General features: G+C 39.8%; 13 protein-coding genes. 10 read left to right on the top strand and 3 right to left on the bottom strand.

From position 1 onward, the window contains the following. Window positions 1-94: 94 nt before the first annotated feature. Entirely contained in the window at window positions 95-2,581 is a 2,487-nt protein-coding gene (hrpB, locus tag IPP86_07860) for an ATP-dependent helicase HrpB (protein MBL0138429.1), read from the bottom strand. Between the two features lie 142 nt (window positions 2,582-2,723). Then, complete coding sequence (locus IPP86_07855) at window positions 2,724-3,275, bottom strand: helix-turn-helix transcriptional regulator (protein MBL0138428.1); 552 nt, start codon at window positions 3,273-3,275, stop codon at window positions 2,724-2,726. Window positions 3,276-3,689: 414 nt separating this feature from the next. Between IPP86_07855 and IPP86_07850 the strand changes: the two genes are divergently transcribed. Next, window positions 3,690-4,163 carry a methionine-R-sulfoxide reductase gene (locus IPP86_07850; protein MBL0138427.1) on the top strand — a complete coding sequence of 158 codons (474 nt, stop codon included), beginning with the start codon at window positions 3,690-3,692 and terminating at the stop codon, window positions 4,161-4,163. 87 nt (window positions 4,164-4,250) lie between these two features. On the opposite strand, the gene IPP86_07845 is transcribed toward IPP86_07850, so the two are convergent. Then, the gene (locus IPP86_07845) at window positions 4,251-4,688 is read right to left on the bottom strand and encodes a hypothetical protein (protein ID MBL0138426.1); all 438 of its coding nucleotides are present in this window, start codon (window positions 4,686-4,688) and stop codon (window positions 4,251-4,253) included. Window positions 4,689-5,071: 383 nt separating this feature from the next. Here IPP86_07845 and IPP86_07840 point away from each other — a divergent pair, with 383 nt between their 5' ends. The 9 genes from IPP86_07840 (at window position 5,072) to IPP86_07800 (ending at window position 13,631) form a co-directional block, all read left to right on the top strand. Continuing rightward, on the top strand, window positions 5,072-6,109 hold the full coding sequence (locus IPP86_07840) for a DUF255 domain-containing protein (protein ID MBL0138425.1): 1,038 nt from the start codon (window positions 5,072-5,074) through the stop codon (window positions 6,107-6,109). 502 nt (window positions 6,110-6,611) lie between these two features. After that, window positions 6,612-7,484, top strand: coding sequence for a histidine kinase (locus IPP86_07835; protein MBL0138424.1), 873 nt, complete (start codon window positions 6,612-6,614; stop codon window positions 7,482-7,484). Window positions 7,485-7,488: 4 nt separating this feature from the next. Further along, window positions 7,489-8,241, top strand: a complete 753-nt coding sequence (locus tag IPP86_07830) for a response regulator transcription factor (GenBank protein ID MBL0138423.1) — start codon at window positions 7,489-7,491, stop codon at window positions 8,239-8,241. A 143-nt stretch (window positions 8,242-8,384) separates the two neighbouring features. Continuing rightward, a complete protein-coding gene (locus IPP86_07825) occupies window positions 8,385-9,242 on the top strand; it encodes a hypothetical protein (GenBank protein ID MBL0138422.1) in 858 nt (285 codons plus the stop codon). Window positions 9,243-9,347: 105 nt separating this feature from the next. Beyond that, a complete protein-coding gene (locus IPP86_07820; GenBank protein ID MBL0138421.1) occupies window positions 9,348-10,013 on the top strand; it encodes a hypothetical protein in 666 nt (221 codons plus the stop codon). Between the two features lie 183 nt (window positions 10,014-10,196). Further along, window positions 10,197-10,640 (top strand): peptidylprolyl isomerase, encoded by a 444-nt coding sequence (locus tag IPP86_07815; GenBank protein MBL0138420.1) that lies wholly within the window; start codon window positions 10,197-10,199, stop codon window positions 10,638-10,640. A gap of 87 nt (window positions 10,641-10,727) precedes the next feature. Continuing rightward, window positions 10,728-12,380, top strand: coding sequence for an endonuclease (locus tag IPP86_07810; GenBank protein ID MBL0138419.1), 1,653 nt, complete (start codon window positions 10,728-10,730; stop codon window positions 12,378-12,380). A gap of 11 nt (window positions 12,381-12,391) precedes the next feature. Then, on the top strand, window positions 12,392-13,027 hold the full coding sequence (locus tag IPP86_07805; protein MBL0138418.1) for a hypothetical protein: 636 nt from the start codon (window positions 12,392-12,394) through the stop codon (window positions 13,025-13,027). Window positions 13,028-13,091: 64 nt separating this feature from the next. Beyond that, window positions 13,092-13,631, top strand: a complete 540-nt coding sequence (locus IPP86_07800; protein MBL0138417.1) for an NAD(P)H-dependent oxidoreductase — start codon at window positions 13,092-13,094, stop codon at window positions 13,629-13,631. Window positions 13,632-13,651 lie beyond the last annotated feature (20 nt).

Here is a 13,651-nt window from a genome sequence, read left to right as displayed (position 1 = left end):
TAGTTCAATACGATCAGGCAGGATTTTTTGATTGGAGAAAAGAGCAGGAATCCTTACAAAAGGATCTTGAAAAAATGGAAGAGTTGATGCTTTCTTACAATTTTGGATTTCTTTTTTTAGCACCTCGAACTGGCTCCGCTGACCAGGGATCTTCCGGCCATGAATGTTTTTGATAACGAACACGAAGTTCTTTTCGTACCTCGGGATAAATATTTTTCCAAAAACTTCTCAGGTCAGAAGTAACCTGAACAGGACGGTATCCGGGCGACAAAAGGTGAAGAAGGACGGGTGTTTTTCCATTGTTGATGGCGGGGGTGTCTGCCAATCCAAAAACTTCCTGCAAGCGAACTGCCAGAATCGGAGAAGAGCCGTCAGCCTGATAGATAAGAGGAACGAGAGAACCACTTGGAACCGGAATTTTTTCCGGGACAAGTTTGTCTAAAAGTTGTTGCTCCGTATAAGGGATAAGGGAAGAAAGAATTTCAAAAAGATTGAGTTTTTTAAAGTCTTCTTTCTTTCGTATTTTCTGAAGAAATGGAGCTGCCCATTTTTCAGGTGATGCAACCAGACTTTCATTTCGAAGATCAGGCAAGTCAATTTCAGGATGCCATAATTTTAGCGAAGAAACACGTGATATTAATTGTTCAACTTTGTCGTTTAGATCAAAAAGCTGAATACCCTCTTTTCGGATGAGTTCGCAAAGAACGTTGACAATTTTCTCTTCGTCCGGATTTGGCAAAGGCCTGGAGGTGATCAACAGATTTCCGGCCCTCCACTCTTTGCGAGCGACAATCATTCCATTCCTGTCGTCCCAGGAAATAGTTTCACTTCCGCTGCCGGATGCAATTAATTCCGTTGGGTCGAACGGTGCTGCAAGGAATATTTTTCCTTCCCTTGATCCAGCATCCAATTGGGCAACAGCAATCCATTCCTCATGGAGTAAGGGATCATGTGGCTGAAGTCTTGCCACCTTTCCGTTGGCCATTCTGTATCTTCCCTGTTCTCCATCCTGTTTCGCGATTCTTTCGGGATATGCAGCTGCAATTAAGCGGCCTGCTGTTTCGTGCGAAATAGCTAATGAATTGGGTTTGACATTCAACTGAGTTCTCCACTGTTTTGAAACACGTTCTATTCTCTCAAGAAGATTTCTGTCTGCATTTGTTTTCTCTTTATTTCTCCAGTGTCTCAATGCATCCAATCGTAAATTGATATCAGCTCCAACCTCCCTTCCCATTGGATCTCTTTCCTCAAGAATTGCGGCAACATCAGCTGCTATTGCAGAAACATCATGCTCTTTCCCATACAAGAGAAGGTGGGCGATGCGGGGATGAGTAGGAAATTCAAGCAATTGCTTTCCCTGTCGGGTAATTTTTCCTTCTTTCAAAGCATCCAGTTCTTCCAGCAATTGAATTGCCTGTGACAAGGATGCGGAGGGTGGAGGAGTGATCCATGATAATCGCGATGTATCCAGGTGTCCCCAGTTAGCAAGTTCGAGTACCAATTGTGATAATTCTGCTTCCAGTATTTCAGGTTTCCGGTGTGGGATCAGATGCTGGTGCGTTCGTTCTGGCCATAGTCGATAGCAGATACCCGGCCCCAATCGCCCCGCTCTTCCTGCCCGCTGATCAGCCGTATCCTGAGTCACACGAATTGTTTCCAGATGAGTGAGGCCGCTGCGAATATTAAATTTAGGAACTCTTGAATATCCGGAGTCCACAACAATTTTAATTCCTTCAATAGTCAGACTGGTTTCAGCGATTGATGTTGACAATACAATTTTTCGTCGACCTGATGGATCAGGAAGTAATGCGGCCAATTGTGCTTCGTGAGGCAAATCACCATAGAGCGCATGAATAGCAATTGGAATCGAAGTCTGTTCGATGATTTCCTGGCAACGACGAATATCCCCACTCCCTGGAAGAAAAGCGAGGATGTCACCCTCTTCTTCTTTTACCGCTTTTAAAATTACTCTCGAAGTATTCTGCGCGATAGTTTGCGAATCGTCAAAATCAAAATACGTGTATTCAATCGGGAATTGCCGGCCTTCACTGGTTATGACCGGAGCGCTGCCAAGTATATCCGAAATCATAGCTCCATCCAGGGTTGCTGACATCACCAATATCCTCAGGTCCGGGCGAAGGATTTCCTGAGCCTCGCGACACAGCGCCAGAGATAAATCCGCATGTAGACTACGTTCATGAAATTCATCAAAGATGATCAGACCATAATCTTCCAGCGAATTATCCTGTTGCAACATTCTGGTCAGGATGCCTTCGGTGACAACTTCAATTCGTGTGTTTTTACCCACTTTGGATTCAAAGCGAATTCTGTAACCTGATGTTTGTCCTGGAATCTCGCTCAGCTGTTCCGCCAATCTCCAGCTCACCGCGCGAGCTGCCAGACGCCGGGGCTCAAGCATCAGGATTTTTTTTCCGCTTAGAACGGGTAAATCCAGCAATGCCAGTGGCAGGACGGTGCTTTTTCCGGCTCCGGGAGGTGCCTGAAGGATGACAGTATTGCCGGTGGATAAGGCCCGCCTGACAGACGGAATCACTGCGTTTATAGGAAAATCGTCCTGCATGTAGGTTTGTAAATGTAATGAAATTGCCCAGGAAGAAAATGATCGGGAGATTCAGAAAAAAATTTCTGTACCGGGAAATCCGGCAAGAGAATACAGATGGAAATTGATTTCTACAATTGAAAAAATTAATTCAGAAATTTATTTATTGAACAGATAATTTCCGAACATCTTCAAGATGATCCGGAAGAAAATTTTCACACCAGTTGTAAAGATCCAATCGGTTGTGAAACTTCATTTTTTTGTAAATATTCTTTCGGTGTGACTTGAATGTTTCCAGCGTGATGCCATAAATAAATGCGATGTGACTTTGCTGATAACCTCTGTAAATAAAACACAAGAGTTGTTTTTCTCTCTGTGTCAGTTTATTAAACAATTCTGAATGGTATTGTTCAAGTGTACAATCTTTGCGGATTTCGGTTCCTTCTTTTATTATCGTATTTCGTCCCGGTACTGGTGAAACGATGAAAACTTCCTTTCGAATCTCAAGTCTGAGACGATAATTGGAAATTTGCCCGGAGAAGATCAATTCCCGACCGAGTTTACTCATGGCTAAAAAGGATTCCATGTTCTTTTCGTTCCTTGTTTTATTTGTTTGCAAAAGAATTTTTGAATATGGATAATAATTCCCGTCTGTCCGCTCCTTTGATCGAACTTCCAGAATTAGTGAATCGAAATTGGTAATATCAGGGGCCATGAAAAGGATGATTTTTCAAATTTATTAATTGGAAATGATATTTAAGGGATTAAATTATTCAATAAACTACAATCTGAAATTTTGAAGTGTATAATTCAAATTCGAAATTGAAAATGGAGCAAAGCTTGAAAAAACCAGACAAGTTTGAATCCATGTCTGTGAAGATGTAAAAAATCCGGATAATAGACAAGTAAAATTTTATTTTGAAATCAAAAAATGGAAAGTCGCTTTTGCCTGATAAATCTTGAATGAATTCTTTTTGTAACGTCAGTATCAAGGAATTTCGACCTGCAGAGTACATCCTGGGCTTGTCTTGCAGTATCGGATTGTTGGGCAAAGATTAAAATGTGTTAAATCTGTCTGTGCATCAAACCAACCCTGGTTTAATTCCGTTATTGTGATATAATTCAAAAAATGAAAAACATTAAATTCATCTTATTCACTCCTTGCTTTCTGATCGCAATGAGTGGATGCAGCCAAAACAAAATGGATCCCTATAACAAATTAAGTCCGCAAGAAGAACGTGTAATCCTTAGAAAAGCAACAGATCCTCCTTTTACCGGCGAATATTACCAAAAAAAGGACCAAGGAATTTATATCTGTCGTCGGTGTAATGCCCCCTTGTACCGTTCGGATGATAAATTCGATTCGCATTGCGGATGGCCCAGCTTTGATGATGAAATAAAAGGAGCTGTGAAACGGATTACTGACGCTGACGGACAAAGAACCGAAATTCTTTGTAACAATTGCGGCGGACATCTTGGGCACGTTTTCCTTGGTGAAGGATTTACAACCAAAGATACCAGACATTGTGTGAATACAAGTTCAATTCGTTTTATTCCGGCGGATTCAGTAGCCTCTGCTCCGCCAGTGATTCACCAGAAATAAAGTAAAAATAACGGGTTCAATTAAAACAATCCGGTCCGTTGAATTATTTCAATGGACCGGATTGTTTTTCAATAAGGGTTGCGAGATTTAAGTTCCTAATTCGAGGACAAATAATTTTTCTATAAACGCAAAGACCTCAAGTTTAAGCTTTCTGATACTGACAGTAATTTCATCCGCGTCATTTTTTAACTTTTTGTGTTCTTCACGAATCAATTGTTCATCCTGAGAAAAAAGCGATTCGTCAAGTTTTGAAAGTTGTGATTCCAGATCGTAAAGTGCCAGCATCATTTTACTCAGTTTCACGGTGCGGTAATTTTTTACTTTCTTTTCTAATTCCAGTAATGCATTTACCTTTTCGGATTGATTGATGCGAAGAAGATGCCGGTTCATCAGTTTTATCAGAAAGGAAATTTCAGTTTTGTAAAACTCGACTTCATCCAGCCAACAAATCACATCACTATGCAATTCTGAAATTCCGGTTTGAAGAAGAAAGTCATTTTTCGGAGGAGCAAGCAGTGTAGTCATGGTCAAACGAATTTAATTTCTTATAAATCTCGATAGAATAAAATACACTTCCAATGACCCTTATCAGGATGGATTCAAATCATTTCGGCGCCATTATATAAATTGCAAAGAGGAGGTCAATTTTAACGAAATCTGATATTTAACAGACCCCGGAAGGTCTGTTGAATCAAATCATTCTATTAACAAGTACGGAATCAGGAGTATTTATAAGATTTTGAAGATTTACAAGCCACTTCATAATTTCCATCATAAATTTTTCATCTCTTTTTTGTCCGAAAAATTATCTTTGTTTGCAGTATCGACAGGGATTCTCGTACATTGAATTTCACATTCTTCGTACTTTTGTCGTAATCGAAATGTTTTATACAGTAAAAATCATTTGAATGAAGAAGCTTTTTGCCCTTTTTATAATCCTACTGATTCGCATCCCCTCACTGTTTGCACAGCAACCCGATGCGGAAGGCAGCCTGGTGAAATGGATGACATGGAATGAAGCTTTTGAAAAAATGCAAACGGCTCCCCGTCCTATACTGATGGACTTTTATACCGATTGGTGCGGGTGGTGTAAGGTGATGATGAAAAACACTTATGCAAACCCGGGTCTTGCACAGTACATTAACACCTATTTTTACCCTGTAAAATTCAATGCGGAAGGAAAAGACACTGTTGAATATCTCGGAAAAAAGTATGGTCCTACTTCCAAAGAACCCCGAACACCACACGAACTGGCCGTGCAATTGTTGCAAGGTAAATTAATGTACCCAACAACCTTGTTTTTGTCAGGGTATGATAAAGATAAAAACGAGTTTCGTCTGAATATGTTGGCAAGCGGTTATCTCGATCAGCAGAAAATTGAACCGATACTTGTTTACGTTGTAGAAAACGTGTACCGAAATTCCTCTCTTGATGAATTTCGGGATCAATATCAGAAAGCGTTTTATGATTCTGTTTTTACAAAAAGACCTGATTCAGTGCGGTGGGAATCTGCGCGATCAGCCTTTGGAGCTGAATTGCCGAGGAAGAAAAAAACGCTTGTTTACGTGAATACGGATTGGTGCAATGCCTGTAAAGTAATGAAGCGAACATCCTTTAATGATTCTTTATATACGGATTATGTAAAGGAGAAATTTGATCTTGTTGATTTTAACGCGGACATGACCGATTCGATTCCGTATAAAGGAAAACTTCTTGGAAATTCCCGCAACGCACAGGCGCCATTCCATCAATTGGCATTATTGCTCAGCCGTAACGGGTTTGCTCTTCCATCATTGGTAGTCCTGGATGAATACATGGATGTAATCGATGCAATTCCCAGCTATGTACCTCCAACTTTCATGAATGATATTCTGCATTTTTACGGGGACGGTATAAACAAAACCAAAACCTGGCAGAAATACATGGATGAAAAGGAGCACAAATAAATTCTATTCCGAACTCTGTTTTAGAATTAAGATTTCTCAGGGTTTTATGGAGAGTAGCAAATTATCATTACCGGATTAAATGGGATCAGAAACAAAAAAATAAAGGGAGGATTTCTCCTCCCTTCTCTCTTTTACACTAGCAAGAGTTTGAAAATGGTTCAGAGTAAAAAGGGGGCTTAACATGACCTACTGCGAAAGGTCACTGTAAAACTGCACTGATTCACTTGGGTATGCAAGCACAACCTTGAATTCGGCGGTTTATGGGAGAATCCGGCAGTTCTGGAAAGAATTCGGTGAATTGTTCGATCCTAAATACTATTAACCCTTTTTGTTCGGGTTTAAATCGGGTTTATAAAATATTAATAGGGGCATAACTGAATCGAATACAGGTAATTTCATTTTTTTATCAGAAATAGGGATGGATTTGGGATTTATCTTCGAATATTGCGATATTCGGGGTGAAGTGAAAAGGAGTGGCTTTTCACGTGATTGATAGAAATTTATGGAGGATATCACTGCGCAATTTCAACTTTCCTTCAGCCAGGATTTGGTGTTGCGGTATTTTCATGGATTTCGTCCCGGAATCCTCCTTCAATCAGCCGTTGCTCCGGAAAATTTAATCTTCTGGGCGCTTCTGCCAATTGTTATTTCTTTCTCCTTTATCATGTTTGTTATTTACAGGATGAGAAGGGAATCGCAAATCCGACAGAAGGAAGCGGAATACAAACAGCAAGCCGCTGAAATTGAAATGAAAGCTTTGAGAGCTCAGATGAACCCGCATTTTATTTTCAATGCACTCAATTCTATTTATGTTTTTATTCAGGAAAAAAAAGACGCTCAAGCTTCTGAATATCTTTTGAAATTTTCCAAATTGATCCGGCTTGTGTTGGAAAATTCCATGCACAGGGAAGTTTCCATGAGCGATGACCTCGAAGCACTGGAGTTGTATATGCAACTGGAGCAATTGCGAATTGCAAAGGGTTTTGATTACAACATAGAGATTCAGGATGGATTGAATACTGAAGAAATTTATATCCCGCCATTGATTCTTCAACCATTTGTAGAAAACTCAATTTGGCATGGATTAAACAAAAAACCTGAAAGGGGTTTGATTTCAATTCATGTGAAAAAGAAGGAAAATCATCTTCATATTGTTGTTGAAGACAACGGAATAGAAGGCAATGTTGAAATGAAAGAAGATCCCGCCCGAGCAAAAAAGAAATCCCTGGGTATGGCCCTTACTCGTGACCGGCTAAATTTACTCAACACCGGAGAAGTGAATAAAGCAGAATTGATCGTCAAGGATCTGCGTTCTGCCAAAGGAGAGTACCAGGGTAAACATGTAGAATTAATACTTCCCCTTGAATCCGATTAAAGATATGTATCAGTTTGTAATTGTCGATGATGAAGTGCCACAACAGGAAACGCTTTCGCGTATCCTTGCCGACAACTTTCCTAAATACAAATTAAGTAAGGTATGTTCATCGGTAGAAGAAGGCGTGGACTTTCTTTCCAAAAACAAGCCGGACCTGGTTTTTCTGGATGTGATGATGCCACCATCCAACGGGTTTGAAATGTTGAAAGAACTGAACGATTTCGATTTTGAGATCATCTTCACAACTTCTTACGACGACTTTGCTGTGCGCGCTTTTAAAGTTGCAGCTGTTGATTATTTGTTGAAACCCTTCGGCCCCGATGATGTTGCTCTCGCGCTTAAAAAATTTGAAGAGCGTTTTGCAATGAAACATCCGATGTATAATATTTCACAATTGTTACAAAATATCAACGCGCAGACTTCAGCCGATATAAAAATTGCATTACCGGTTATGACAGGCCTTGTTTTCGCGAAAGTAAATGATATTGTACGCTGTGAATCCGATAATACCTATACTACTTTTTATTTCTCAAACTCGACTCAATTAGTGGTTGCACGAACAATCAAGGAGTGTGAAGAACTCCTGTTGACCTATGATTTCTGCAGGATTCATAATTCTCATTTGATCAATCTTAAGTACATCCGGGAATATGTACGAGGAGAAGGCGGACAGGTGCACATGTCGGACGGTACTATCGTTGAAGTTTCCAGAAGAAGGAAGGATGAATTCCTTGCCGCACTGAAACGAATCAAGTAGTTTACCGAATTCTCCCGAAATCAACCGAATTCTTTTCATAACCGCCGAATTCAGTATCTCGCTTGTGCGTGTATCTTTTCGTATCTAAATTTGGCTGAGGATCCACTATGTATGATCAGGATTCCTGTTTGAAAAAAATATGTATGAAAAAAATACTATCCGGTAGCCTGGTTATTTTGATTTTTCATTTGTTCCAAATCAATTCAGGATGTGCTGAAAATGCATTTCCGATTCCAGACAGCAATGCTTTGTCTTCACTTTTAGCTGATGCACCATCCTTGGGTGATTGTAAGACTTACAGTTCTGACTCCTTGGGTATTCATCATCGGATTTGTTATGACAGTGTGTGTATTTTGATTCGTAATTTCATTGAAACATTTAATGATGACGCAAAAAACAATGGTTTAGGAGGATATATTAATGGTTCCAATCTGAAAACACCTCCACATTCTCCTGAAAATTACAAAGGGTGGTTATTTTATAACGGTTGTTACAGTACCACATTTAAAAAGGAATTCTTTCTTGCCTATTTGTATGACTCGATTTCTTCCCCCGACTCGGTGCCTTGTACCATCATTGATGAATACTCCTACCATCATTCCTCGAGTCCATTCCTGTTTCCGGATTCAACGGCGACTCTCGAGGGAATTTCCAGCTTCCTGAGCAATATGCCAAAGCCCGAAGGACCAATGAATTCAGTAATTTCCGGCAAAGATCTCGACACCGCCTGCCAGATTTTTTCGAATTATTTTGTTGCATCGGGATCTCCCACAAACGAAAGTCATTGCGGATTCTTTCTTGGAAAAGAAATTAATGAAATTCTTAATCAGAATAACTGTGTTGGTTTACGTTTTTTCTTTGGTTATGAACCTGAGCGAAAATCAAACAAGATTAGAATAATTCTTATTGGAGTAGATAAAAATGGAGAAAATATTCTGTTGAACAATCAAGGCAAGGAAGCTGTTTTTTATGAAAATGAATGGCCGCCAAGCAAAGAATAATTATTTTAAATCTTCGTGAATACCTGGTAAATACAGGAAAATCAAAATTAGAATTTTGGTTTATTCAATCAGGTTTGTTTATCTTCATTAAATTGTAATGGAAATATGATTGACCAGGAACTCCGAACATTATTATCTACAATATCTACTTACCTTACATTACTTCCTGTACTTATGGGAGTTTTACTTTTCAAGTATACAGATAAAGGAGACCGATTGATCCTCATCTATTTGTTTGCAGGATTTCTGATTGATTTTTCTGTAATGACATTGAAAGATACTCACCGGCAGACTGCCTGGATCATCTTTAATTCATATTCCTTGCTTGAGCCCTTTTTTCTAATAGTTTATTTTTATCTCATTGCTCCCAAGCCATGGATAAAGAAAATGTGTTATTGGTTTTTGTGGGGACTTGTGCCACTTTGGTTATTTTTTCATGTAGAAATTCTCAGTGATGTCACCGTAGTCGGAAAATTGAGTGGGGGTTTTGCAGCAGGTTATCAGGTGATTTTCGCCTTTTTATCTGCCTACACATTGCTGCTCTTTACCCAGGAAAGAGAAGATATGATTCGCGCACCTAAATTCTGGTTTGTAGTCAGCATATTTTTATGCTGCTTTTGTACTTTTTTTCTCAGTAGTTTTCTTGAATCAGAATACCGGAAAAAGATCTGGATTGTATATACATTTATAAATATGTTGAGTTATCTGATTAGCGCTTATGGTTTCTCTTTGACCAGGCACAGAGCCAATCAGGCAATGCAGGCTGTCTGACATTGATGACAGCAGGATTTTTAGTGATCCTGTTTAACCGGCTTTACGACATACCGGTTGACAGATTTTTTATAAGTTAAATTCCTTATTTCCTGCCTGATTTCTGAGATTCGATTAAAATCGGAATGTATTTGAGAAGCAATTCGTATTTTTGCCATCTTAATCAGAATAAGAAGGAAATCTATGAAATCTGCTACTATCCAGACTGCCAAAGGAACCATGAAGGTTGAGTTTTATGAAAAGGACGCGCCCAATACTGTAAAAAACTTCTGTGACCTTGCACAAAAAGGCTTTTACAACGGTCTTACATTCCACCGTGTGATCCCAAATTTTGTTATTCAGGGTGGATGCCCCAATGGTATCGGAAATGGCGGACCTGGTTATAAAATAAAATGCGAATTGGATGGCGGCAACCAATATCATGATCGCGGTGTACTTTCCATGGCACATGCAGGTCGTGATACAGGAGGTTCGCAGTTTTTTATCTGTCACAGCCGCGCGAATACTGCGCATCTTGATCGTAACCATACCTGCTTCGGAAAAGTTGTGGAAGGACTGGATGTGATCGATCAGATTCGTCAGGGTGATGTGATTGAAAAAATTGACATCCACGAATCAGAAGCCTAAAATTTACGGCTTTTACGTAATAAGACTATTTATCTGAATTTTACCATCTTCGTTTCTCTTACGAAAACGAACACTGAATCCTATTCCATGAAATTTATTGCATCAATAGTTGTATGCGTATTGCTTCTTAATCCCTCAGCAACATTTGCCCAGGCATTATCAGTAAACACAACTCAATTAAATTTTGGTACAGCGTATGAAAATGCGCCGGATAGTCTGCCCCTGACAATTCAGAATCTTCTGAACAGAAGAGTAATTGTTACCGGATTGCGTTTTTATACAACGTATGGAGCTCCCGCGTTTTCATCCCGTTCAAACATTTTCTCCATTGCCGCGAATTCTTCTACTATCATCTGGATAAAGTTCTCGCCGATACACAATATTTTTCATAATTCTGAATTGGTTATTCAAAATGATGGTCTGCGCGGAGATGTATCTGTTGATCTCATCGGACAAGGAAGTTATTCCAATACTTATTATAGTTCGACGGAGAATCAGGAAGAGCAAAGTCTGAAATCGGCAATTCATACCCTGACCGGAATTGGATACGTTGCACTGGGATATAATACCGCGAGAGACAAAATGTTCATGCTTATTGATAACCAGGCCGTGAATGGACAAGGAGCTTCACAGAATACACTTGAAAGCATTTACACTGGCCAGCTTGCAGTTGGTTATACTGACAGGAATGATTGTCAGACACGTTTCAATTTTAATACTGAGCATACCTGGCCACAATCATTGTTCAGCAGCAATGACCCGATGGTTTCAGATTTACACCATTTGTTTCCAACGGATGACAATTCAAATGGCGAGAGAGGAAATAACCCTTTTGGTGTGGTGAACAACCCCAGCTGGTCAGTTGGAGGTTCAAAAAGTGATAATTCATTATTCGAACCAAGAGATGTACAAAAAGGTATTACCGCACGTGCGATGATTTATTTTCTCCTTCGTTATCAAAATTACAGCAACTTTTTTACCAGCCAGGAGAATGTACTGCGAACATGGCATCACAATTTCCCGCCTGATCAGGTGGAGAAAAAAAGAAACAACGATATTCAGGTCTGGCAACACAACAGAAATCCTTTTGTAGATTATCCACAATTCATTGACAGAATTACTTCCCTGTCTTCTAACTCTGTTGCACCGGTTGTGAAAACCATAGATCTTCCGGAAGACACAATTTTATTCGGTTATATTCCGGCAGGAAGTCCTACCATTTTTCATTATGTCATCGTAAATAATGGCAACACAGATATAAGCTTCAATAATTTTGCTTTGGATCTTCCTGCCGAACTGAGTTTTCTATCCGGCGGAACAAACACGTCTATTGCTCCGGGCGATGCTCTGGGGATTGATATTGCCTGTCAGCCCACAACAACAAATTCAATCCGGGGGCATTTAACTTATACAACAGATGCAGTCGGTCATAGCACCGTAACTGTTCCGATTTTTGCAAATGACTCTGTGTTTACCGTAGTAGACGAGATCGACCCCTTACATGTGGAGTTGTATCCCAACCCGGTTCAGGATTTAATACACATACGATTCTTTGACGGAGCAGGCGTTTACAGGATTCGTTTGTTTGACTTTATTGGCAGAGAGTTGATTACTCCGGTTCAAACATCGGCATTGACCAGTGAAATTGATGTACACGAAATAGCTCCGGGGAATTATTTTCTCCACATTGAGAATACTTCCACTGGTCGTTTTGTACACAGGAGTCTTCTGAAATACTGATTTTTCATGAAATGAATTTTAAAAGTAATATCTGGATAATTCCATTTTTTATTTTGAGTCATTCCTTCGCGCAGTCCGGTTCATATACCGGAGAATATTATCTAACCGGTGTTATGGAAACCGCCTCCGGATTTCGATTAAACACGGATTCCAGTTTCGACTTTTTTTACAGCTACGGAGCTCTTGACAGAAGCGGGAAAAGTTCCTGGAGTGTTCAGGATTCCTTTATAGTGTTGAAAAGCGAGGGTCCGACTCCGGATGGGTTTGTCCTGAAAAATAGTCGCAAGGTAAAAAGCGACGTATTGAGCATCATTATCGACGATCCAAATCCGTTCTTTAAAAAATATGTACACGGCTTTGTCAGCGGAAAGGAACGAGAAGAAGAACAGCAATCAGATCACGATGGTATTTTGCGCTTTCAGGCCGGTGCTTATGATAGTTTGTTAATGATGATGGAGTTCAGCAGTGAGAAAGTATTTCGCTTCCCTCTTGTCGGGAAGGAGGAGAATGAGTTTACTTTTACATTTAATCCTACTATTCTCGAAGTGTTTTTTCGAAATCACAGATTGAAAATTGATTCGGCCGGACTTCGTGGAAAACATCCTTTGCTCGGAGAAAAGGATTATTTTTTTGAAAAAGCGCAGTAATTGATTGAGCGAGGTTTCAATTGTTCTATTGGTATTTCTTTCACAGAGTTTTAAAATTGTACTTATGAAAACAATCGCAATTGTGTCTGGCAGCATTCGTACCGGACGTTTGAGTCATCGTGTCGCTGTTTATTTTGAAAAATATATTCGGGAAAAACAATTAGCGGACGTAATCATGCTTGATTTGAAGGAGCTGAATATTTCTTTATCAGAGGAGCGACTAAAATATCTCTCCAATCCGTCTCCCCAAATCCTTCAATTTGCTGAAGGAATAAAAAAGGCAGATGGAGTGATTATCGTCAGTCCTGAATACAACAGTGGTTATCCGGCCAGTATTAAAAACGCGATTGATCTGTTGTATGAAGAATGGTACCGAAAACCCATTGGTCTTGTTTCCGTCTCTGATGGTAATTTCGGAGGCATGCATGCGCTCCTGATGTTGCAATCTGTTTTCCTGAAAGTGCGCGCTCTGTTAATTCCGGCAACTTTTCCTGTGCCTCTGGCAGGTAAAAATTTTGATGAAAACGGGGCCGCAATCGAAAAGGAAAAAACAGATAAGCGTGCTGAAAAATTTCTGGAAGAAATGATGAAAAGTATTGGATGAAGAATAGCGGAATTCTTTAA

This window comes from Bacteroidota bacterium (assembly GCA_016720935.1).
Taxonomy (GTDB): Bacteria; Bacteroidota; Bacteroidia; order AKYH767-A; family 2013-40CM-41-45; genus JADKJP01.
The sequence above is the reverse complement of the archived record's forward strand: the minus strand, read 5'-3'. Positions and strand labels throughout refer to the sequence as shown.

Excerpts from the sequence above, each read along its gene's own strand:
- hrpB (MBL0138429.1), bottom strand. The coding sequence starts at position 2,581 with ATGCAGGACGATTTTCCTATAAACGCAGTGATTCCGTCTGTCAGGCGG.
- IPP86_07855 (MBL0138428.1), bottom strand. The coding sequence starts at position 3,275 with ATGGCCCCTGATATTACCAATTTCGATTCACTAATTCTGGAAGTTCGA.
- IPP86_07850 (MBL0138427.1), top strand. The coding sequence starts at position 3,690 with ATGAAAAACATTAAATTCATCTTATTCACTCCTTGCTTTCTGATCGCA.
- IPP86_07845 (MBL0138426.1), bottom strand. The coding sequence starts at position 4,688 with ATGACTACACTGCTTGCTCCTCCGAAAAATGACTTTCTTCTTCAAACC.
- IPP86_07840 (MBL0138425.1), top strand. The coding sequence starts at position 5,072 with ATGAAGAAGCTTTTTGCCCTTTTTATAATCCTACTGATTCGCATCCCC.
- IPP86_07835 (MBL0138424.1), top strand. The coding sequence starts at position 6,612 with ATGGAGGATATCACTGCGCAATTTCAACTTTCCTTCAGCCAGGATTTG.
- IPP86_07830 (MBL0138423.1), top strand. The coding sequence starts at position 7,489 with ATGTATCAGTTTGTAATTGTCGATGATGAAGTGCCACAACAGGAAACG.
- IPP86_07825 (MBL0138422.1), top strand. The coding sequence starts at position 8,385 with ATGAAAAAAATACTATCCGGTAGCCTGGTTATTTTGATTTTTCATTTG.
- IPP86_07820 (MBL0138421.1), top strand. The coding sequence starts at position 9,348 with ATGATTGACCAGGAACTCCGAACATTATTATCTACAATATCTACTTAC.
- IPP86_07815 (MBL0138420.1), top strand. The coding sequence starts at position 10,197 with ATGAAATCTGCTACTATCCAGACTGCCAAAGGAACCATGAAGGTTGAG.
- IPP86_07810 (MBL0138419.1), top strand. The coding sequence starts at position 10,728 with ATGAAATTTATTGCATCAATAGTTGTATGCGTATTGCTTCTTAATCCC.
- IPP86_07805 (MBL0138418.1), top strand. The coding sequence starts at position 12,392 with ATGAATTTTAAAAGTAATATCTGGATAATTCCATTTTTTATTTTGAGT.
- IPP86_07800 (MBL0138417.1), top strand. The coding sequence starts at position 13,092 with ATGAAAACAATCGCAATTGTGTCTGGCAGCATTCGTACCGGACGTTTG.